Here is a 20,480-nt window from a genome sequence, read left to right on the forward strand (position 1 = left end):
ATCGTGACACGCGAGTGACCTCCTCCAGCAGGCTCAGACGACGACGCTGACCAGCTTGGGCGCCCGCACGATCACCTTGCGGATCTCCTGGTCGCCGATGGTGCGCACGACGTTGGGCTCGGCCAGCGCCAGGGCGGTGAGGTCCTCGTCGCTGATGTCGGCGGGGACCTCGAGCTTGCCGCGGACCTTGCCCTGGATCTGCACGACGCACGTGACCAGGTCCTCGACGAGGTACTGCTCGTCGGCGACGGGCCAGGCCTCGTACGTGAGGGTCTCCTCGTGGCCGAGACGTGACCACAGCTCCTCGGACAGGTGCGGGGCGACGGGCGCCAGCATCAGCACGAGCGGCTCGATGACCGAGCGCGAGCGCACCGACTCCTTGGTGAGGTGGTTCGTCAGCTCGATGAGCTTCGCGATCGCGGTGTTGAACCGCAGCTCGCCCATGTCCTCGGTGACGCCGGCGATCGCCTGGTGCAGGGCACGCAGGGCCGCGGTGTCGGGCTCGGCGTCGTCGGCGACGACCTCGCCGGTCTCCTCGTCGACGACGAGGCGCCAGACGCGCTGCAGGAAGCGCTGCGCGCCCACGACGGCGCGGGTCTCCCACGGACGCGACACGTCCAGCGGGCCCATGCTCATCTCGTACACGCGGAACGTGTCGGCACCGTAGGCCTCGTACATGTCGTCGGGCGTGACGATGTTCTTGAGGCTCTTGCCCATCTTCCCGTACTCGCGGTTGACGGGCCTGCCCTCGAAGAACCAGCCGCCGTCGCGCTCCTCCACCTCGTCGGCCGGCACGTAGGTGCCCCGCTCGTCGGTGAACGCGTACGCCTGGATGTAGCCCTGGTTGAACAGGCGGTGGAACGGCTCCTCGCTGCTGACGTGGCCGAGGTCGAACATCACCTTGTGCCAGAAGCGCGCGTACAGCAGGTGCAGGACGGCGTGCTCGACGCCGCCGACGTACAGGTCGACGCCGCCGGTTTCGCCGGGCGCCTTCGGACCGAGCCAGTAGCGCTCGTTCGTCGGGTCGGCGAGCACGTCGCTGTTGTGCGGATCGGTGTACCGCAGCTCGTACCAGCTGGAGCCGGCCCAGTTCGGCATCGTGTTGGTCTCGCGGCGGTACCGCTTCGGGCCGTCGCCGAGGTCGAGCTCGACCTCGACCCACTCGGGCACGCGCGCCAGCGGCGGCTCGGGCTCGCTCGTGGCGTCGTCGGGCTCGAAGGTCTTGGGCGAGTAGTCGGGCACCTCGGGCAGCTCGACCGGCAGCATCGATTCGGGCAGCGCGATCGCGTGGCCGGCCTCGTCGTAGACGATCGGGAAGGGCTCGCCCCAGTAGCGCTGGCGGCTGAACAGCCAGTCGCGCAGGCGGTAGGTGGTGGTGCCCTCGCCGAGGCCGCGCTGCTCCAGCCACGCGATGATCGCGGCCTTGGCGTCGTCGACGGCCAGGCCGTCGAGGCTGACGCCCTCGTCGCCGAAGAGGCCGGTGTTGTCGGAGTCGACGGCCGTGCCCGCGCCCGCGTAGGCGTGATCGAGGCCGCGCTGCTCCTCCAGGGTGGGCACGATCCGCAGGTCGTAGGCCGTGGCGAAGTCGTGGTCGCGCTGGTCTCCGGAAGGCACGGCCATGATCGCGCCGGTGCCGTAGCCCATGAGGACGTAGTCGGCGATGAACACGGGAATGGCCTCGCCGTTGACCGGGTTCGTGGCGAAGGAGCCGGTGAAGACGCCCGTCTTCTCCTTGTTCTCCTGGCGCTCGACGTCGGACTTCGCGGCGGCCTCGCGGCGGTACTGCTCGACGGCGGTGACGGGATCGGGCGCCCCGCTGGTCCAGCGCTGGTCGACGGCCTCGGGCCACGCGTCGGCGGTCAGCGCCTCGACCAGCGGGTGCTCGGGCGACAGCACCATGTACGTGGCGCCGAACAGCGTGTCCGGACGCGTGGTGAAGACCTCGATCGGGCCCGCGTAGGAGTCGAACACGACGCTCGCGCCGTGCGAGCGGCCGATCCAGTTGCGCTGCATGAGCTTGACCGGCTCGGGCCAGTCGACGCGGTCGAGGTCGTCGATGAGGCGGTCGGCGTAGGCCGTGATCCGCATCTTCCACTGGCGCAGGCTGCGCTTGAAGACGGGGAAGTTGCCGCGCTCGCTGCGACCGTCGGCGGTGACCTCCTCGTTCGCCAGCACGGTGCCCAGGCCCGGGCACCAGTTCACGGGCGACTCGCTGATGTAGGCCAGGCGGTGCTGGTCGATGACCTCGGGGTCGTCGGTGCCCAGCGCCTCGATCAGCTCGGCGATGGGACGGGCCTGGCCCTGCTCGGGGTCGTACCAGGAGTTGAAGATCTGCAGGAAGATCCACTGCGTCCAGCGCATGAACTCGGGCTCGATCGTGGCGAACGAGCGGCGCTCGTCGTGGGCCAGGCCGAGGCGGCGCAGCTGGCGCCGCATGTTCGCGATGTTCTCCAGCGTCGTCTCGCGCGGGTGGCGGCCGGTCTGGACGGCGTAGATCTCCGCGGGCAGGCCGAACGCGTCGTAGCCCAGCGCGTGCAGCACGTTGTCGCCCTGCATGCGGCGGAAGCGGCCGACGACGTCGGTGGCGATGTAGCCCAGCGGGTGGCCGACGTGCAGGCCCGCACCCGAGGGGTACGGGAACATGTCCATCAGGAAGTACTTGGAGCCGCCCGCGTTGTGCCGGGTGTCGTCGGTGGCGAGGTCACCGACCGGGTTGGGCGCCTCGAAGGTGCCCTCGGCCTCCCAGCGGTCCTGCCACGCGGTCTCGATGCGGCCGGCGTACTCGCTGGTGTACCGGTGCGTCGCGCTCTCGGGTGCCGCACCCTCCGGGGTCTGGTAGTTCACCGGTCAACACTATCCGGCGACCGGACCCACCCGGTGCACCGGCGGTCGCCGCACCGCCGAGGCCCCAGCGCTCGCTACGGCAGCTTGGCCCGGGCCTCGCGGCGCACGGGCGCGGGAAGCCGGTCGCCCAGTCGATCCAGGAAGGCGCGCACCTCGTCCGGTGCGACGGCGCCCGCGTGCTTGAGCGCGATCCCGACGGGCTTGGAGACGAGCGGGTCGGGATCGGCGGCGAGCAGCTCGGCGAGACGCAGGAGGTCGGCGATGCCCTCGGGGTGCGCCGGGCGCGTGTACGCCAGCGGCGCCGTCATGGCCGTGCGACGACGCAGGGGGTCGGGCGACGCGGCCAGCGCGAACAGCGGCTCCCTCGACCGGTCGCGCAGGAACTGACCGACCACGCGCGGAGCGGCCCGATCGACCATGTCCCACGAGTCGATCCTGTCGTGCCGGGCGAGATACAGGTCGTAGCGCTCCTCGCGCTCCGCATCCGTGATGCCCTTGCGGCGCACCTGGAAGTCGACGACGCAGAACGCCGCCAGCCGCGGCTCGTACTCGCGCTCGTCGAGCAGCCGGCCGACGTCGCCCAGCGTCATGCCGCTGTGTCGCTTGGCGAGCTCGAAGACCGTGCCCATCCGCACTCCCAGGACGCCGGCGCCGCCGTGGTAGTGCCGCTGCGGATGCGCGGCAGGGTCCGCGGCATCGCGCAGCTCCCGCAGGAGGTCAGCCGCGGTCGAGGTCAAGGGAGTCACCCTGGGGTCGGCACCGAGGACTACTCGTTCCTCAGCGCGCAGAACGTCTCGACCTTGCGGGTGGGGCCGGAGACGATGAGCTCGTCGGAGGCGGCGATCGAGGTCTCGGGACGCGCGTACGTGAAGTCCTCGCCCCGGCGCTTCACGCCGACGACGGTGACCCCGAACCTGGCCCGCAGCTGGGACTCCAGCAGCGTGCGCCCGGCCGCGAGCTTCGGCGCCCGCGTGCGCGCGATCGAGAAGCCGTCGTCGAACTCGATGTAGTCGATCATCGCGCCGGTGACCATGTGGGCCACGCGCTCCCCCATCGCCGACTCGGGACGCACGACGTGCGTGGCGCCGACCCGCTCGAGGATCCGGGCGTGCTTGGCGTTGATGGCCTTGGCCCACACCTCCGAGACGCCCAGCTCCACGAGGCTCAGCACGGTCAGGACGCTGGCCTCGATGTCGGTGCCGATGCCCACGACGGCGCGGTCGAACTGCTCGGCGCCGATCTGGCGCAGGGCCTCGGTGTCGGTGGTGTCGGCCGAGACGACGTGGGTGAACTCGCTGGCGAAGCGCTGCACCAGCTGGGCGTCCTCGTCGACGCCCAGGACGTCGTGGCCGAGCCGGACCAGCGACCGTGCGACGGCGGAGCCGAACCGCCCGAGTCCCACGACGAGGACGGGCGCGGTGAGGGGGTCGGTGTTACCCAATGATCGGTTGCTCCTCGGGAAGGTGATACCTGGATTGGCGCCGCCTCAGCACGAACGCGGAGGCTGCCGTAATCGTGCCCACTCGGCCGATGAACATCAAGACGATGAGGACGAGCTGGCCCGGGATGTTGAGCTCGGGGGTCAAACCGGTGGACAGGCCCACGGTGCCGAAGGCGGAGGCGGACTCGAAGAGGCTGTCGGCGTAGGCGGTGTTCGCGACCATCATGAGGGCCATCGCGCCGCCCGTGACCAAACCCACGGCGATCAGCGCGATGCTCAGCGCCGTGCGGATGGTGCGGGGGTTGATCGCGCGCGAGCCGATGCGCACCTGCTCCTCGCCGCGCAGCTCGGCCAGGATGACGTAGCCCAGCAGCAGGAAGGTCGTCACCTTGATGCCGCCCGCGGTGGACGCGCTGCCGCCGCCGATGAACATCATGATGATCGCCGTGTTCAGGGTGACGGGCTCGACCGCGCCCCAGTCGAAGCTGGCCAAGCCGCCCGAGCGCGTCATGATGCCGCCCTCGATGCCGGTCACGAGCTTGTCGATGGGACTCAGGTCGCCGATCGTGGCGGAGTTGTTCCACTCGACGAGGACGAACATCGCCGAGGCGATCGCCAGCAGCGCCAGCGAGCCCCAGACGGTCAGCCGCGTGTGGATCGTCCACGTCTTCGGCGAGCGCCACTCCTGGTAGAGCTCGGCCAGCACGGGGAAGCCCACACCGCCGGCGAAGACCGCCACCGAGATGGGCAGGATGACGGCGTAGTCGCCGGCATAGCTCGTCAGGCTGTCGGGGTGAAGCGAGAAGCCGGCGTTGTTGAACGCCATCACCGCGTCGAAGATGCCGTGCCAGAGCGAGTACGCGAACGAGTCGAAGTAGCCGGTGTAGTACCGCCACGTGAGGATCGCCGCGGTGACGCCCTGGAAGACCAGTGTCGTGAAGGCCACGCGCTTGAACAGCGGGCCGACGTCGCCGAGGCTCACGACGTGCATGTCGGTCTGCGCGGCCAGGCGGGTGCGCAGGCCCAGCCGGCCGCCCACGAACAGGCCGAGCACCGTAGTCATCGCGATGATCCCGATGCCGCCGATCTCGACGAGGACCAGGATGATCGCCTGCCCGATGATCGACCAGTAGGTGCCCGTGTCGACGGTGGCCAGGCCGGTGACCGTGACGGCCGAGGTGGACGTGAAGAACGCGTCCATGAACGAGGGATCCTGCTCCCCCTCGCGGGCGAAGGGCAGCAGCAGCAGGAGGGTGCCGGCGAGGATGAGGGTCAGGAAGGCCAGCGGCAGCAATCGCACGGGATGGGCGATCGACGCCGGGAGGCGAAATCGGCGACGTCCCCAAGGCACGCCCCGACGGTACACCGGCCACAACCGTCACACGCGGTAGATTGCCGCCCATGGCTTCCCCGGCGCGTTTCGTGCGTTCTCTCGTCGCGCGGGTGGGTCACAGCGCGGAGCTTCCGGGCCTGTTGCTGGTCAACGGGACGATCCTGCTGGCGCTGCTGCTCGTCGTGCTGGACCTCGACCTGGCCGCCGCGATCGCGCTGATCGTCTCGGTCCTCTCCGAGTGGCTCCTCGAGCGCCGCTCGCCCCTGTCGTCGATGTTGCTGCGCCAGGCGTCGGCCGGACCTCCGCTGCGCTTCGCGCTGCGCGTCATCGTGGCGGCCACGGCCTCGTCGCAGTTCGCCGACGACACGGCGCTGCACGCCTTCCTGCTCGTCACCCTCCTGATCGTCACCGGCCTGTGCGCGCGCGCCCTGCACGCCGAGTACCGGCGGATCGGCCCCCTCAAGCCGATGCGCACCCGCCACATCCCGGGCGACACGTACATCGCCGAGGAGCCCCGCACCCGTCCCGTGCTCGTGACGGTCGTCCAGCTCGCCGCCCTCGCGCCGGCGATCCTCGGCGCCCCGTGGTGGATCGTGCTGTCCGTCGGGGTGGCCGCCTTCGCGGTCCTGGCCGCCGGGACCGTGCCCGACGTGCTCGCCAGCTGGCGCATGCGCACCGCCAAGCGGGCCACGGGCTTCACCCCCCAGCTCTCGGCCGTCCAGAAGTTCCTCGACGAGTACCGCCCCGAGGTGGTCGTCCACCTCTCCGGCCCCGACACCGCGGCCTACCAGATCAACACCTGGATCGAGGCCCTCGAGAATCTGGACCAGCGCGTCTTCGTGGTGCTGCGCGACCATCCCCTGTTCGAGCGGATGGCGTCCTCGTCGCTGCCCACGCTGTCGCTGCCCGCGCCGGGCGAGCTGCTGATGCTCGACTTCTCGATGGTCAAGGTGGCGCTGTACCCGAGCAACACGGGCAACAACATCCACCTGCTCCGCCTGCCCACGATGATGAGCGCCTTCATCGGTCACGGCGACAGCGACAAGAGCGCGTCGAACAACCCGTTCTCACGTGTCTACGACGAGCTGTGGGTCGCCGGCGAGGCCGGCGCAGACCGCTACCGCCGCTCCGGCATGCACATCCCGGAGGACCAGTACCGGTTCGTCGGCCGGCCCCAGGTGCACGCCGTCGAGCGCACGCCCCGCGTCGGCGAGGCCGAGATCCCCACGGTGCTCTACGCCCCCACGTGGGAGGGCGTGAACCAACACCAGGAGTACTCCTCGCTGCGGGCCATCGGCGTGAAGCTGATCGACGCCCTGCTGGCCGACGGGTCGGTGCGCGTCGTCTACAAGCCGCACCCGTTCACCGGACAGCGCGACGCCAAGTACCGCATCGCCCACGCGGTGATCGCGCGCCGGCTCGACGACGCCAAGGCCCGCACGGGCATCGACCACCGCGTCGTCACGAGCGGATCGCTGACCGGCTGGATGAACCAGTCCACCGCGCTGGTGAGCGACATCTCGAGCGTGCTCTCGGACTGGCTCGCGGGCGAGAAGCCGTACGCCGTGTTCAACCACGCGGGCATCTCGACCAAGGAGTTCCGTGAGGACTACCCGTCCAGCGCCGCCGCCACCCTGCTCGACGGCAACGCGCAGGGCGTCGACGAGTTCCTCGACGTGATCACCGGCCGGGGCCCCGACCTGCTGGCCGAGTACCGGTCGAAGCTCGCGACCTACCTGCTCGGCGCGCCGGAGCAGCGCACGCTCGAGGCGTTCCGCGACGCCGTCACGGCCTTCGTGCAGCGTTCGGACGCCGAGCGCTCGATCTACCGCTGAGCAGCAGGAGCAGCAGTCCGGCCGCGGTGACCACCGCGCCGCCCACGAGGATCGCGGCTCCCGGTCCGCCGGCGTCGGCCAGGCCCGTGCCTCCTCCGCCGCCGCCGGAGCTCCAGTAGTCGTCCGAGCCCGGGCCCTGCTCGTCGCCACCCGCCGCGACGTCCGTCGGCTCGTCCGTCGGCTCGGTCGTCGGCTCGGTCGTCGGCTCCGTGGTGGGCTCGGTCGTCGGCTCCGTGGTGGGCTCGGTCGTCGGCTCGGTCGTCGGCTCAGTCGTCGGCTCGGTCGTCGGCTCAGTCGTCGGCTCGGTCGTCGGCTCAGTCGTCGGCTCAGTCGTCGGCTCAGTCGTCGGCTCAGTCGTCGGCTCAGTCGTCGGCTCAGTCGTCGGCTCAGTGGTCGGCTCGGTCGTCGGTTCCGTGGTCGGCTCGGTCGTCGGCTCCGCGCACTCGATCAGCCCGGCGAACGGCACCTCGTCGATCCGGCCGGCCGCTCCCGCGTCGCCACCGTGGCGCAGTGAGGCCGCGATGACGTTGCCGTCCAGAGGGCTCTGCGAAGCCCAGCGCACGGCTGCGTTCGGCGCGTAGAGGGTGCCCAGCAGCTGAGCGCCTCCCGTCACCTCCACCGACGTCGCATCGGGGAAGTTCCACAGGATGTAGGGCGCCTGCGCGGCGCCCACGCCCGCAAGCTGGGGGATCGTGCCCGAGAAGCTGCTGCCCGACACGTTGACCACCAGCGGCGCGTCCGCCGACGGCACGGGCTCGCGGAAGGTGATGCCGCCCAGTCCGGCGAGTTCCTCCGCGGTCAGGTCGAGCACGTTCGTCTGTCCGGACTCCATGGAGACATAGGCGGTCGAGCCCGGCGCCAGGGGACGCTCCAGCTCGGTCCCGTTCGCCTCCGTCAAGGGCACGGTCGTCTCGCACGTGCCGATGCGGGTGCTGAGGACCCGGTACTCGCCGAACGCTGCGGCGATGTCGACATCGTCCAGCGGCTCGGACAGCGTGGCCGGGTCCTCGTGGAGCTGGACATCGACCCGGGGCAGGCTTCCGGAAGCGGCACCCGGGGGAACCAATTCCAGCCCGGGACCGGTGTCGTAGGGGTCGAAGCTGTCCTGGCCGAGGACGCGCGCCTCACCCCCGTTCACCCGCAGGACGGCGTCGGAGCCCGCAGACGGAAAGGCGAGGTCGCCCTGGAGGTAGAGCGCGACGCCCTCGGGCGGCTCGGCGATGGTGGAGCCCGCGATCTCGTGGGTGGCGCTGAAGGCAAGATCTCCCCCCACCGCGAGGGAGCCGCCGATCTGCCCACCACTGAGGGAGACGTCGCCCTCCACGAGCACCTGGAAGCCGTCGTTGGCCGGCGCTGCGGGATCGATGACCACGGGATTGACCGGCCCGACGGCCCACGCCGGCGGCGAGACCACCAGGCTCGCACCGGCTGCCGCCGCCAGAATTCCCGCAACGGTCAGAGTCCTACCCACGGTGCGCAGCGCCATTTCGCCATCGTAGGTGGGATTCACGGATCGGGCAGCCGGGCCGATAGCCTGTCGTGGTGAGTTCGACGACCGGCACCCTGGCGATCGCCATCGTCACGTTCAACCGCTCCGCACTGCTCGACGAGCTGCTGCAGAGCGCCCTGGCGATGACGACACCCCCCGATCGCATCATCGTCGTCGACAACGCCAGCACCGACGACACGCAGGAGGTCGTCACCGCGTGGGAGGCGAAATTCCCTCCTGGCATGCTCGTGAACCACCGCATGGAGACCAACACCGGCGGCGCCGGCGGCTTCAGCGAGGGCACCCGGGTCGCGCTCGAACTGGGCGCCGAGTGGGTCTGGCTGATGGACGACGACGTCGAGATCCTGCCCGACGCGCTCGAGCGGTTCGCCCCCTGGATGGCGCGGTTCAAGGTCATCCACGGCCGCCGCTACGACGTCGACGGCACCCCGTTCTACTGGCAGGCGAAGTTCAACCAGTGGCTCGGCGTGCCGCTGCCCTACTCGGTGAAGACGTTCAACACCGACGGCTACGCCGTGACCAACTCCGGCACCTTCGAGGGCATGCTCGTGCACGCCGACGTGGTGCGCCGGATCGGCCTGCCCGACCCGCGCTTCTTCATCTCGTGGGACGACGCGATCTACGCCTGGCTGGCCTCCCTCGAGACCGAGGTCGTCTACGTCGACGAGTTCGTGCTGCAGAAGAAGCGCGAGCAGAAGCAGGTCAGCCTCGGCGTGCGCCACCTCAACGACTCCAGTCCGCTGGCGAAGTACCACGTGATGCGCAACCGGGCCTACGTCGGCCGCTACTTCGACGAGCACGGCCACCTGAGCCGGCCCGGCTTCGCCCTCGGCACCGCGCTGACCTTCGCCAAGGAGATCGTGCGGCTCATCGTCGTCGAGCGCTCCTTCCGCGGCTTCTCCTCCCTCGTCAAGGGCTGGCGCGACGGCCGCAGGATCTGGGCCGACCGCTCCTGGCAGCCGATGCCTGCGCTGGAAGGCGGCCGCGATGACTGACGTCCTCGTCGTCGGGTCGGGCTTCTTCGGCCTCACCGTGGCCGAGCAGCTGGCGAACGACCCCGGGCTGAAGGTCCACGTGATCGACCGCCGCTCGCACCTGGGCGGAAACGCCTACAGCGAGGCCGAGCCCACCACCGGCATCGAGGTGCACCGCTACGGCGCGCACCTGTTCCACACCTCGAACGAGCGGGTCTGGGACTACGTCAACCGCTTCACGACCTTCACCGGCTACCGCCACCACGTCTACTCGACGTACCGCGGCGAGGTGTTCCCGCTGCCGATCAACCTCGGCACGATCAACCAGTTCACCCGCTCGGCGATGGGGCCGGACGAGGCGCGCGCGTGGGTCGCCGCGCAGGCGGGTGCCGCCCTCTCCGGAGGTTCCGCGGCCGCGCAGAACCTCGAGGAGAAGGCGATCAGCCTGATCGGGCGCCCCCTCTACGAGGCGTTCATCAAGGGCTACACCGCCAAGCAGTGGCAGACCAACCCCACCGAGCTGTCGGCGGACATCATCACCCGGCTGCCGGTGCGGTACACCTACGACAACCGCTACTTCAACGACCGCTACGAGGGCCTGCCCACTGACGGCTACACGGCATGGCTCGAGCGGATGGCCGACCACCCGAACATCACGATCGGCCTCGACACCGACTTCTTCGACGCCTCCCAGCCGTACAACAAGTCGGCCACCGTCGGGCGGCTGCCGATCGTGTACACGGGTCCGCTCGACCGGTACTTCGACCACGCGCACGGGCCGCTCGGCTGGCGCACCCTGGACTTCGAGTCCGAGGTGCTGCCGATCGGCGACTTCCAGGGCACCCCGGTGATGAACTACGCCGACACCGACATCCCCTACACGCGGATCCACGAGTTCCGTCACTTTCACCCCGAGCGCGACTACCCGTCGGACGCCACGGTGATCATGCGCGAGTTCAGCCGCTTCGCGAACGCCGGCACCGACGACGAGCCGTACTACCCGGTGAACACCTCGGACGACCGCACGGCCCTGAAGGCCTACCGCGAGCTGGCCGAGCAGGAGTCGCAGGTGCACTTCGGCGGGCGCCTCGGCACCTACCAGTACCTCGACATGCACATGGCGATCGCGTCGGCGCTGTCGATGGTCGACAACGTCCTGCGGCCGGGTCTCGTCCGTGGCTGACTCGCGGGCGGGGATCGTTCCCCGGCTCCGCCAGTGGGCGATCGGGCGGCTGCGCCGCTCGCGCCTCCTGCCCGTCGGCATGCCCGACAAGCGCACCGACGAGCACCGCCTCGGTCGCGCGTTCACGCAGTCGGTCCTGGTCTACTTCCCCAACGGCGCCGACGCGCTCTACCAGCTGCGCCCGTGGTTCGCGGCGCTGAAGGCGCTCGATGCCGCGCACGGCGTGGTGGCGGTGTTCAAGGACTCGCGCACCGCCGCGGCCGTGCGCGCCGAGTCGGGCCTGGACTGCGTCACCCTCGCCCGCTACGGCCAGCTCGACGAGATCCTGGCCCTCAGCGACGTGAAGCTGGCCCTGTACGTCAACCACGACCCGATCAACTTCGAGTGCCTGCGCTTCACCTCGCTCGTGCACGTCTACCTGGGGCACGGCGACAGCGACAAGGGCGTCTCGGTGTCGAACCAGGTGAAGGCCTACGACTTCTGCTTCCTGGCCGGGCAGGCGGCGCTCGACCGCACGAGCGCCGGCGTGATGCTCTACGACGCGCCGGCCCGCTCGGTGCTGATCGGCCAGCCGCAGCTCGACGCTCCCGCGCCGGTGCCGCAGCCCGACCCGTCCCGTCCGACGGTCCTCTACGCCCCCACCTGGGAGGCGTCACAGCCGTCGGTCTCGTACGGCTCGCTGCTCACCCACGGCGCCGCCGTCCTCGACGCCCTCGCCGGCACCTACCGCGTGGTCTACCGCCCGCACCCCTTGAACGGTGTCATCGATCCGGCCTACGGCGAGGCCGATGCCGCGATCCGTTCCCGCGCCGACCGGGTGGACACCGACGTTCCGCTGGAGCAGTCGTTCGCGGACGCCGACCTGCTGATCACCGACGTCTCGGCGGTGACCCTCAATTGGCTCCCGAGCGGCAAGCCAGTGCTCGTGTGCCGCCCCCGCGTGCCCGTGCCTCCGTCCCGCCTCATGGACACGCTGCCGCTGCTGGACGAGGACGCCGACGTGGCGGCCCTCGTGGCTCGGCACCTCGCGGACGACCCGAGCGCCGCGGCTCGCCGCGACCTCATCGAGTACTACCTCGGCGACACGAGGCCCGGCGCCGCCACCGAGCGGTTCCTGCAGGCCTGCACCGACGCGATGGACCTGCGCGACCGCGCCTGGGCCGAGCACCGCGAGCGCGGCGCCACCGGACCCTGACGGGGACGGATCCTTCGTCCTTGCGGTCGTCCTGGCGGCATCTGGGTACCCAGATGCGTGACCGTGGGCGATCCTGACCGTATGTCCGACGATCGACTGGGCCCCGACGACGGGCCCTTCTTCCACGGCACCAAGGCGGTCCTCTCCCCCGGCGCTCTGCTCGAGCCCGGTCGCAGGTCGAACTTCGGCGAGAACCGCACCGCCGGCCACATCTACTTCACCGCCACGCTGGACGCGGCGACGTGGGGCGCCGAGCTGTCCGTGGGCGAGGGCCGCGGGCACATCTACCGGGTCGAGCCGACCGGGCCCTTCGAGGACGACCCGAACCTCACCGACAAGAAGTTCCCGGGGAACCCCACTCGCTCGTACCGCAGCGAGGAAGCGATCCGGGTGGTGGAGGAGGTCGTCGGGTGGGAGCCCCATCCGCCGGAGGTCCTCCAGCACATGCTCGACAGCCTCGCCGCCATGAAGGAGCGGGGCGAGGTCGTCATCGACGACTGACCTCGCCCCGCCCGGGTGCGGCGCCGGCTCAGGCCTTGGCGCCCTGACGGGGCACCAGCAGGGCCACCAGAGCACCTGCGAACGCGGCCCCCGCGCCGATGACGAAGCAGAGCTGGAACGCTCCCTTGTCGGGGATCGCGTGTCCGGCGAACTCCACCGTCCTGCTGGTCAGCACGGCGGCCATGACGGCGCCGGCGATCGTGGTGCCGACCGAGCGCATCAGCGCGTTGAGGCCGACACCCGAGCCCGACTCGGACTCCGGGACGTTGTCCAGGATCAGCGTGGGCATGGCGGCGTAACCGATGCCGACACCCGCGCAGGCGACGAGCGAGCCGAGCATGAGCTCCCACGGCGCGTTCATCAGGAACAGCGTCACGAGGTAGCCGACGGCCAGGACCGTGGCACCGATCGACAGCGTGAGGCGGGCACCGATCGAGGTGATCAGCCGACTCGAGACGGGCGCGAAGAACATCATCATCAGGCCACCCGGCGCCATCCACAGGCCCGCCTGGAGGATCGTCTGGCCGAGGCCGAATCCGGTCTCCTCAGGCAGCTGAAGCAGCTGCGGCAGCACGATGGACTGCGCCATCATGCCGAAGCCGATGAGGACGGCCGCGAGGTTCGTGAACAGCACGGGCGGGTGGGCGCTGGTGCGCAGGTCCACGAGCGGGTCGTGGTGGCGCAGCTCGAACCAGCCCCACAGCAGCAGGACGACGACGCCGCCCACGATCGCGCCGATCGTGCGGCCGTCGGACCAGCCCCACTCGCTGCCCTTGCTCACGCCGATCAGCGCCGAGACCAGGCCGATGGCCAGTCCGATGACCCCGACGACGTCGATCCGGGCGGGGTGCTCGTCGTGGACGCTCGGCACGACGACCGCCGTCGCGACGAGGATGATCGCGGCCAGCACGGACGAGAACCAGAACAGCGCGTGCCACGAGTAGTCCTGGGCGATCCACGCGGCGAGCGGCAGGCCGAGGGCGCCGCCGACGCCGAGGGTCGCGCTGACCGCGGCGACGGCCGTGGCGCGCTTCTCGGGCGGGGCGACCTCGCGCACCATGCTGATCGCGACGGGGATGTAGCCCATGGCCACGCCCTGCAGGGCGCGGCCGACGAGGAACGGCGCGAGCGAGCTCGACATCGCGGCGATCGCCGAGCCGACCACGAGGATCCCCGCCGAGACGACCATGACCTTCTTCTTGCCGTACATGTCGGCGAGGCGCCCGGTGACGGGCATCGTCACCGCTGCCGCGAGCAGCGTGGCCGTGACCGCCCAGGACGCGTTGCCCGGCTCGGTGCCGAGCAGCCGCGGGAGCTCGCTCTGGATCGGGATGACGAGCGACTGCATGAGCGCGCCGGCGAGGCTGCCGAAGCACAGCACGAGGATCACGGCGATCGGCGGGAAGCGGGTCGCGACGGTCTCGTCGACGACGGAGGGAGAGCGCATGGATGGGTCCTGTCGAAAACAGCGATGTGTAACCTACACATTCAACTTGTGTAGACTACACATGACGACCGTCCCCCGACCACCGGAGTCAGCATGACCTCCATCACCGAGGCCGCCAGGGCCAACCCGGCCTGGTCCGCGCTCACCGCCATCTCGCGACTCGAGCGGGGGCAGCGCGCAGTCGTCGGACCGCGCGGGCACGCCGACCAGCGGCTGCTCTGGATGTTCTCCGACGGGCGGCCGCGCACCCTCCGCGAGATCGCGGACGAGCTCGGGCTCGAGCAGTCCACCGTGAACCGCCAGGCGAACGCCGCCCTCAAGGCCGGGCTGCTGGAGCGGTCGCGGGAGCCGGGTCAGAGCGCGTGGCACTTCACGGCCAACGAGAGCGCGCTCGCGGACTTCGCCCGGGCACTCGACCGGCACCTCGGCCTGCTGGACCGCGCCCTGGACGCCCTCCCCCGCGCCGATCGCGCTCGGTTCCTCGAGCAGTTCGGCACCTTCGCCGACGCGTTCGTCGCGGCCGCCGCGGACGCCTGAACCGGACCTAGAATCGGCGGATGCACCGGATCTTCACCACGAGCGTCGCCTCGGTCTACCCGCACTACGTCACGAAGGTCGAGAAGAAGGGGCGCACGAAGGCCGAGCTGGACCAGGTCATCGAGTGGCTGACCGGCTTCGACGCGAGCACCCTGCAGAAGCACCTCGACGCCGGGACGACCTTCGAGGAATTCTTCGCGCAGGCCGACCTCAACCCCAACGCCTCCCTCATCACGGGCGTCGTGTGCCACGTGCGCGTCGAGGAGGTCGAGGACCCGCTGATGCAGAAGATCCGCTACCTCGACAAGCTCGTCGACGAGCTCGCCAAGGGCAAGGCGATGGAGAAGGTCCTGCGGGCCTGACGCCTCAGCGTGGCGCCCAGCGCGGATCGCGCCCGGCCCGAGCCACCAGTCGATCGAGGACCGGAGCGTCGTCCGGCACGGTGACGGCGGGACCGAACAGCCCCGGGGTGCCGGACGGGTCGAACTGCTGCACGAACGCCAGGCACGCGGCCGCCGTCGCGTCGTCGAGGACGTACTCCTGGCCCGTCGCGCGTGCGAGGTCCCAGCCGTGCAGCACCACCTCGTCGAGCGCGACCATCCCGGCGACGTCGCCCGGGAGGTCGACCCCACCGGCCCGCGTCATGCCCTCCCACGCCGCGGCCTCGCGCCAGGCCAGCAGCAGCCGGTCCAGGTGATCGTCCAGCTCGGAGCGCCAGCCGTCCGCCACCGTCGGGGAGGCCTCGGGCTCCGGCGCGGTGTCGGTCAGCGGCCCGAACTCCTTGTCGGCGGCGGCGCGGAACGCCTGCGACAGCCCGACGACGTGGTGGAGCATCTGCCCCACGGACACGCCCTCGCACGGGGTCTCGCGGTCGAGGTGCTCGTCCTCGATGCCCTGGACGGTTGCACGCAGGGCCCGGGCGGCCGGGTGCAGATCGACGGTGCTCATGTCACGAGTGTCGTCGCGGCTCGCTCGCGGCGGAACCCCCTCGCGGCCGTGGGACGCGGCATCATGGATGGGCGGCGCGTGCGCGGCGCGGAACGGAGGTCCCCATGACGAACGAGACCCTCGAGCGACTCGAGGCCGAACGCGAGCGGACCCGGGGTCAGCTTCACGGGCTGATGCGGGACTTCGACCAGGTCGTGGAGGCCTCGCTGGACTCCAACGCCGACGACGAGCACGACCCCGACGGGTCCACCGTGGCATTCGAGCGCTCGCAGGTCGACTCGATGCTGCAGCAGACGCGCCAGCACCTGGTCGAGATCGACGCCGCCATGGAGCGGGTCGCCGCCGGGACCTACGGCACCTGCGAGTCGTGCGGCCAGCAGATCTCGGAGGCGCGCCTGGAGGCTCGCCCGGTCGCGCGACTGTGCATCGCCTGCGCCTCGGCGAAGGAGAGCCAGCGATGACGTGGCCGCGGGTCGACGGGATGAGGGGCCTCGAGCTGGGCTCCCGCGGCGAGATGCGCGCCCGCCTCAACGGGCTCGTCCTCGCCGGCCAGAAGCGCGCGACCGCGGGCATCCTGACGGAGTACGAGGTCGAGAAGGAGGAGCTCGAGCACGTCGGCGAGCGACTCGCCCTGCTCGACGACGACGGTCACCGGATCGGGACCGTGGAGGTCACCGGCCTCTCGATCCACCCCTTCATCGAGGTCCCGTGGGACTTCGCCGCCGCCGAGGGCGAGGGCGACGCCGACCTCGACGAGTGGCGCGCCGGCCACCGCGGCTTCTGGGAGGACGCCGGCTCACCGGTCGAGGACGACACCCCGATCGTGTGCATCCGGTTCACGCTCGTCGACGTGGTCGAGCCCGGCGCCTGATCCTTCGACCTTCGGGTCGCCCGGGCGACATCTTGGTACCAAGATGTCGCCCCCGAGGACTCACCGCCGGACCACCCGGACGCAACGGTGCCCCGGTCTCTCGACCGGGGCACCGTCACCTCCCCATGCTGTGAGGCGGTCGCGTCGCTCGCTGGCTACAGCGCGCGGCGCCGGCCGCTCCACAGGATCGCTCCGCCCACCCCGAAGAGGGCGAGCATGAGCGCCACGAGCCCAAAGCCGATGCTGGTGCCGGTCCTGGACAGCTGTCCATCCGACGCCTCGGCGGGCTCGCTCGAGTCGGGTCCCCCAGAACCCGACTCCTCGGACACCGCAGGGTCGTCACCCTCCGGGTCCCACGTCTCCTCCCCCGTGCCGATCTCCGTCGGCGGGGTCTTCACGACGACACCGGCGTCCCACGTGGGGTCGATGCCCTGCGTCGCGGTGATCTCGCGGTGCTCGTAGTCGCCCTGCAGAGCCGCGTTCGAGTCATCGAGGACGATCACCACGGTGAGGCCGTTCGCCGGGTCGGCATCGGAGTCGAGGGCGTCGTCGCCCCCAGCGTCCCGCTGCGTGAACTCGTACGTCCGCTGCTGCTCGGGCGTCAGCGTGAAGCGCACCCGGTAGGTGCCCGCCGCGAGCTCGTCGAAGGCGTACCGGCCGTCGCGATCCGTCGTGGTGGTCGCCAGGACGGCGCCGTCCTCGTCGAGGAGCTCGACGGTGACGCCCGGCAGGGACTTCTCGCCGGGACCCTGGACACCGTCCTTGTCGGTGTCGATCCAGACGCGGTCGCCGATGGCGTACGTCTTCGTGACGAAGCCGAAGTCGAGCGTCGGGTCGCGATCGCCGTCCTCGTGCAGCTCGCCGGGGACCGTGGCGGCCTCCCACGTGGACGAGTCGAGCACGCGGTCACCCGCGCCGGCCTTGGTCGGCACGTAGGGCTTCAGCGCCTCCGCCGACGCGTCCCGGTCGATCCGGACGGTGTACGTCCCATCGCCGGTCAGCGCGGGCAGGTGGTCGAAGGTGTACGCACCGTCCGCACCCGTCGTGACGGGGCCGACCGGCTGGCCGAACACGTCGACCACGGGCTTGCCGTCGGGTCCGACGACCTCGAGAACGACACCCTCGATGCCGGGCTCACCGTCGTCCTGACGGCCGTCGCGGTCGGAGTCCACCCACACGAAGTCGCCGACCGAGACCGAGCGCAGGGGCACGATCTCGGCGAACGTGTCGCCGATCTGGTTGACGATCGGGGCGGAGGCGTCGTTGACCTTCACAGCCACGTAGGCCGCGAGCGAGCCACCGGCCTGCAGGCGGGTGCCGTCCTTCTGCCTGATCGTGACGGACTCGCTGCCGGCGTCGTACGACGCCACCAGGTTGCCGCCGATGTCGACCGGCCCGGTCGTGGCGCCGGCGCCGGTGGCCCGGTCGGCCTCGTCGACGAACCCGAGGAAGTCAACCGCGCCGGGCAGCTCGTCGACGACCGGCAGGATGACGACCTGGTCGTAGCTGCCGTGCGGGATGAACTCGATCCGGTAGACGTAGCGGTCCTGGACCAGCGAGCCCGACCCGTCCATCTGCGCCGAGATCGACTCGGTCCACTCCTGCGCGACGTTGTCCCAGATGCGCTTGCGGACCTCGGCCTCGTCGCCGTAGGAGGTCGCCTCGCTGACCGTGTCGGACCAGTGCAGCGGGACGTCGTCCAGGCCGAACAGCGTGGCCTTGTTCTTGATCGTCCTCGTCTCCTTGCCGACGAACTTCTTCGTGGTCAGCGCGATCGTGACCTGGAAGCGCTTGTCGGCACCGCGAGCGCTGACGACGGCGTCGCCGGCCGCGCTCAGGTCGATGACGAGGTCCTCGTCGGCATTCGTCCGGAGGTCGAAGTGGGACGCGTCGAGCGCGACACCGTCGTACGTGCCCTTGACGGTCACGCCGGAGAGGTCGCCGAGCTCGAAGACGTCGGTGTCGACGTGATCGACGATGCGGCTCTCGCGGGCGTCGATGCCCTTGCCGGCGGCGACCGTGAACGTGTAGTCGACCGTGACGGACTCGCCCGGCTCGACCGACTGCTGACGCGCTGCGCCGGCCTTGGTGAACACGCTCGGGTCGTTGACCCCACCGGTCGTGTCGGGTAGGGCGACCACCGTGACGTCGCGCGTCACGGAGTGCGGGTTGCCGTCGCGGTAGTGGAAGTCGGCCACGTTGCGCCAGCGGTACGGCGTCGCGTCCTTGATGGTCGTGCTGCCGGCGACGGTCAGGCCGTCGACGGTGTTGAGCTGGGCCTTGACCGCGATCGAGGCGTTGGTGGTCGTGTCCTTGCCGACGTTGACCAGCAGACGCTGCCCGTCGACGCAGTACTGGCCGACGAACGCGTCACCGGCGAAGGCCGCCGGACTCGTGGGGCAGGTCTCGGCCTCCGTCAGGGTGATGCCGGTGGCGGTGATGAAGTCGTCCGCGTCGATGCGCCACGAGGCCTGGGTGGGCAGCGCGTCGCTGATGACCACGTTGCGGCTCAGGACCTTGTTCGGGTTGCTGCCGTCCCAGCCGCGCAGGTCGGCCTTCAGCGTGTAGGTGAGGTCGGCCGGAGGAGCGAGGTTGCCCTGCTCGTCCGTGACGACGTTCTTCGTGCTCCAGGCAGCCGTCTTGCCGAAGAGCGCGCCCACGTTGGGTCCGGGGTTCGGGTTGGCCACGGAGTGCCGCAGGCGGACGCCCGCCTCACGCACGACCGAGGCCGAGCCGAAGGACGCCGTGTTCGTCAGCACCGTCTCGAACTGGCCGTAGCCACCGGCGAGCCGGTCGTACTGCGCCTGCAGGAGTGCCTCGATCGCCGCCACGTCCGTGACCTCGGCCCGGTAGGTGATCGCGAGGATCGACGGGCCGGGCAGGTCGACCGCTCCGCTGAACTGCTGGCCGGTGACGGCCGGAGCGAAGGTGAACGGCGCGGTCTTCCGGTTCAGTCCGGCGGCGTCCCAGCTGGTCAGCTGACCGCTGAAGGAGCCCGCCACGTAGCCCAGGCCCGCGGGGAGGCGGTCGGCGATCTCGAAGTCGTCGCGCGCCTCGGGCGAGTTGACCCGCAGCGTGTAGGTGAGGTCCTGGTCCACGATCTCGGGCTTGAGCCGGACCGTGCCGTCGACGACCGTCACGAAGCTGTCGAGGTGGCCCGGTGCGACACCCTTCGAGAAGCCCTCCGAGACGTTCGCGAACTCGTCGCCCTTGTCACGGACGATGACCTCGATCGAGGTCTCCTCGCCGTCGACCTTCCAGACGATCGTGTCCTCGGCGCTGCCCTCGACCTCGTTGACGGTGAACTTCAGATCGAAGACGCCCTGATTCACGCCGGTGGGCCACGGGTCCTTGAAGCTGATCGCGACCTTGTTGCCGTCCTGGCGGACCGACTCGATCGCGGTGTTGGCCGACGGGACGCCGGTGACCTTCACGTTCGGACCGAGCTCGAAGTCCACGGTCGCACCCGGCTGGACCTGCGTGTTGTACTGCACCCGCAGCGTCAGCTCGTCGCCCTCGTCGACGACGTCGGTGCCGTGATACGTGGCCCCGTTGAGCAGCAGGCTCGAGGTGATCCCCGAGGTCGCGGCGACCGCGGGAAGTGCCAGCACGGTCAGCAGCAGCGCCAGTGCCGCCACGACCGCGATCCGGGCGGCCGACAGAGTTCGTCTCATCGATGTGTTTCCTTCGTGGTGGAGCTTCTCGTCCCCGAGAACGGGAATGTCTGAACGTTTACTGGAGTGGCGGGGGCGAGAATCTCGCGCAAAAACGAAACAACGTGTCCCTGTTCACATTGGGACGAAACGAGACTTTTGTTCCAGATGGTGTCGTAACGTGGCGGCCGAAGGGGAGGCACAGCAG

The 20,480-nt window shown here is 70.3% G+C and carries 17 protein-coding genes; 9 read left to right on the plus strand and 8 right to left on the minus strand.

The genetic code is table 11. From position 1 onward, the window contains the following. Nucleotides 1–33: 33 nt before the first annotated feature. From leuS to B5D60_RS02220, 4 genes are all read right to left on the minus strand, one after another. On the minus strand, nt 34–2,844 hold the full coding sequence (gene leuS, locus B5D60_RS02205; RefSeq protein ID WP_078698634.1) for a leucine--tRNA ligase: 2,811 nt from the start codon (nt 2,842–2,844) through the stop codon (nt 34–36). Nucleotides 2,845–2,918: 74 nt separating this feature from the next. Beyond that, entirely contained in the window at nt 2,919–3,581 is a 663-nt protein-coding gene (locus B5D60_RS02210) for a DNA alkylation repair protein (RefSeq protein WP_172806231.1), read from the minus strand. A gap of 29 nt (nt 3,582–3,610) precedes the next feature. Next, nucleotides 3,611–4,285: a potassium channel family protein gene (locus B5D60_RS02215; protein ID WP_078698635.1), complete on the minus strand. Its 675-nt coding sequence runs from the start codon at nt 4,283–4,285 to the stop codon at nt 3,611–3,613. Next, nucleotides 4,278–5,585, minus strand: coding sequence for a TrkH family potassium uptake protein (locus B5D60_RS02220; protein ID WP_231948949.1), 1,308 nt, complete (start codon nt 5,583–5,585; stop codon nt 4,278–4,280). Before B5D60_RS02220 ends, B5D60_RS02215 begins: the two co-directional genes overlap by 8 nt. A gap of 122 nt (nt 5,586–5,707) precedes the next feature. Here B5D60_RS02220 and B5D60_RS02225 point away from each other — a divergent pair, with 122 nt between their 5' ends. Next, the gene (locus B5D60_RS02225; RefSeq protein WP_153302841.1) at nt 5,708–7,453 is read left to right on the plus strand and encodes a CDP-glycerol glycerophosphotransferase family protein; all 1,746 of its coding nucleotides are present in this window, start codon (nt 5,708–5,710) and stop codon (nt 7,451–7,453) included. On the opposite strand, the gene B5D60_RS17265 is transcribed toward B5D60_RS02225, so the two are convergent. After that, on the minus strand, nt 7,404–8,924 hold the full coding sequence (locus B5D60_RS17265) for a choice-of-anchor A family protein (RefSeq protein ID WP_172806232.1): 1,521 nt from the start codon (nt 8,922–8,924) through the stop codon (nt 7,404–7,406). The two genes, B5D60_RS02225 and B5D60_RS17265, sit on opposite strands and share 50 nt — an antisense overlap. A 71-nt stretch (nt 8,925–8,995) precedes the next feature. Between B5D60_RS17265 and B5D60_RS02235 the strand changes: the two genes are divergently transcribed. The 4 genes from B5D60_RS02235 to arr all read left to right on the plus strand — a co-directional run bounded on the left by B5D60_RS02235 (nt 8,996) and on the right by arr (nt 12,816). Next, complete coding sequence (locus B5D60_RS02235; protein WP_197684371.1) at nt 8,996–9,958, plus strand: glycosyltransferase family 2 protein; 963 nt, start codon at nt 8,996–8,998, stop codon at nt 9,956–9,958. Further along, a complete protein-coding gene (gene glf / locus B5D60_RS02240) occupies nt 9,951–11,120 on the plus strand; it encodes a UDP-galactopyranose mutase (RefSeq protein ID WP_078698639.1) in 1,170 nt (389 codons plus the stop codon). Before B5D60_RS02235 ends, glf begins: the two co-directional genes overlap by 8 nt. Further along, entirely contained in the window at nt 11,113–12,315 is a 1,203-nt protein-coding gene (locus tag B5D60_RS02245) for a CDP-glycerol glycerophosphotransferase family protein (protein WP_078698640.1), read from the plus strand. Before glf ends, B5D60_RS02245 begins: the two co-directional genes overlap by 8 nt. An 81-nt stretch (nt 12,316–12,396) precedes the next feature. Next, nucleotides 12,397–12,816: an NAD(+)--rifampin ADP-ribosyltransferase gene (gene arr / locus B5D60_RS02250; RefSeq protein WP_078698641.1), complete on the plus strand. Its 420-nt coding sequence runs from the start codon at nt 12,397–12,399 to the stop codon at nt 12,814–12,816. 28 nt (nt 12,817–12,844) lie between these two features. Here arr and B5D60_RS02255 read toward each other — a convergent pair whose 3' ends face one another. Then, nucleotides 12,845–14,263: an MFS transporter gene (locus B5D60_RS02255; protein WP_078698642.1), complete on the minus strand. Its 1,419-nt coding sequence runs from the start codon at nt 14,261–14,263 to the stop codon at nt 12,845–12,847. Between the two features lie 93 nt (nt 14,264–14,356). Here B5D60_RS02255 and B5D60_RS02260 point away from each other — a divergent pair, with 93 nt between their 5' ends. Both B5D60_RS02260 and B5D60_RS02265 read left to right on the plus strand, forming a co-directional pair. Beyond that, nucleotides 14,357–14,800 (plus strand): MarR family transcriptional regulator, encoded by a 444-nt coding sequence (locus B5D60_RS02260; protein ID WP_078698643.1) that lies wholly within the window; start codon nt 14,357–14,359, stop codon nt 14,798–14,800. A 20-nt stretch (nt 14,801–14,820) separates the two neighbouring features. After that, a complete protein-coding gene (locus B5D60_RS02265; protein ID WP_078698644.1) occupies nt 14,821–15,162 on the plus strand; it encodes a DUF2200 domain-containing protein in 342 nt (113 codons plus the stop codon). Between the two features lie 4 nt (nt 15,163–15,166). On the opposite strand, the gene B5D60_RS02270 is transcribed toward B5D60_RS02265, so the two are convergent. Beyond that, the gene (locus B5D60_RS02270; RefSeq protein ID WP_078698645.1) at nt 15,167–15,748 is read right to left on the minus strand and encodes a TIGR03086 family metal-binding protein; all 582 of its coding nucleotides are present in this window, start codon (nt 15,746–15,748) and stop codon (nt 15,167–15,169) included. Nucleotides 15,749–15,852: 104 nt separating this feature from the next. Between B5D60_RS02270 and B5D60_RS02275 the strand changes: the two genes are divergently transcribed. Together B5D60_RS02275 and B5D60_RS02280 are read left to right on the plus strand one after the other, a co-directional pair. Next, a complete protein-coding gene (locus B5D60_RS02275; protein WP_078698646.1) occupies nt 15,853–16,209 on the plus strand; it encodes a TraR/DksA family transcriptional regulator in 357 nt (118 codons plus the stop codon). Next, a complete protein-coding gene (locus B5D60_RS02280; RefSeq protein WP_231948950.1) occupies nt 16,206–16,619 on the plus strand; it encodes an ASCH domain-containing protein in 414 nt (137 codons plus the stop codon). The genes B5D60_RS02275 and B5D60_RS02280 overlap by 4 nt, the downstream gene beginning before the upstream one ends. 155 nt (nt 16,620–16,774) lie before the next feature. Here the strand turns inward: B5D60_RS02280 and B5D60_RS02285 are convergent, their stop codons facing one another. After that, a complete protein-coding gene (locus tag B5D60_RS02285; RefSeq protein ID WP_078698647.1) occupies nt 16,775–20,293 on the minus strand; it encodes an SdrD B-like domain-containing protein in 3,519 nt (1,172 codons plus the stop codon). Between the last annotated feature and the right edge of the window lie 187 nt (nt 20,294–20,480).

It is taken from the genome of Aeromicrobium choanae, assembly GCF_900167475.1.
Classification (GTDB): domain Bacteria; phylum Actinomycetota; class Actinomycetes; order Propionibacteriales; family Nocardioidaceae; genus Aeromicrobium; species Aeromicrobium choanae.

What these genes read in the sequence shown, in the direction of transcription:
- glf (WP_078698639.1), top strand. Translation starts at nt 9,951, where the DNA reads ATGACTGACGTCCTCGTCGTCGGGTCGGGCTTCTTCGGCCTCACCGTG.
- B5D60_RS02275 (WP_078698646.1), top strand. Translation starts at nt 15,853, where the DNA reads ATGACGAACGAGACCCTCGAGCGACTCGAGGCCGAACGCGAGCGGACC.
- B5D60_RS02270 (WP_078698645.1), bottom strand. Translation starts at nt 15,748, where the DNA reads ATGAGCACCGTCGATCTGCACCCGGCCGCCCGGGCCCTGCGTGCAACC.
- B5D60_RS02255 (WP_078698642.1), bottom strand. Translation starts at nt 14,263, where the DNA reads ATGCGCTCTCCCTCCGTCGTCGACGAGACCGTCGCGACCCGCTTCCCG.
- B5D60_RS02280 (WP_231948950.1), top strand. Translation starts at nt 16,206, where the DNA reads ATGACGTGGCCGCGGGTCGACGGGATGAGGGGCCTCGAGCTGGGCTCC.
- B5D60_RS02265 (WP_078698644.1), top strand. Translation starts at nt 14,821, where the DNA reads ATGCACCGGATCTTCACCACGAGCGTCGCCTCGGTCTACCCGCACTAC.
- B5D60_RS02260 (WP_078698643.1), top strand. Translation starts at nt 14,357, where the DNA reads ATGACCTCCATCACCGAGGCCGCCAGGGCCAACCCGGCCTGGTCCGCG.
- B5D60_RS02285 (WP_078698647.1), bottom strand. Translation starts at nt 20,293, where the DNA reads ATGAGACGAACTCTGTCGGCCGCCCGGATCGCGGTCGTGGCGGCACTG.
- arr (WP_078698641.1), top strand. Translation starts at nt 12,397, where the DNA reads ATGTCCGACGATCGACTGGGCCCCGACGACGGGCCCTTCTTCCACGGC.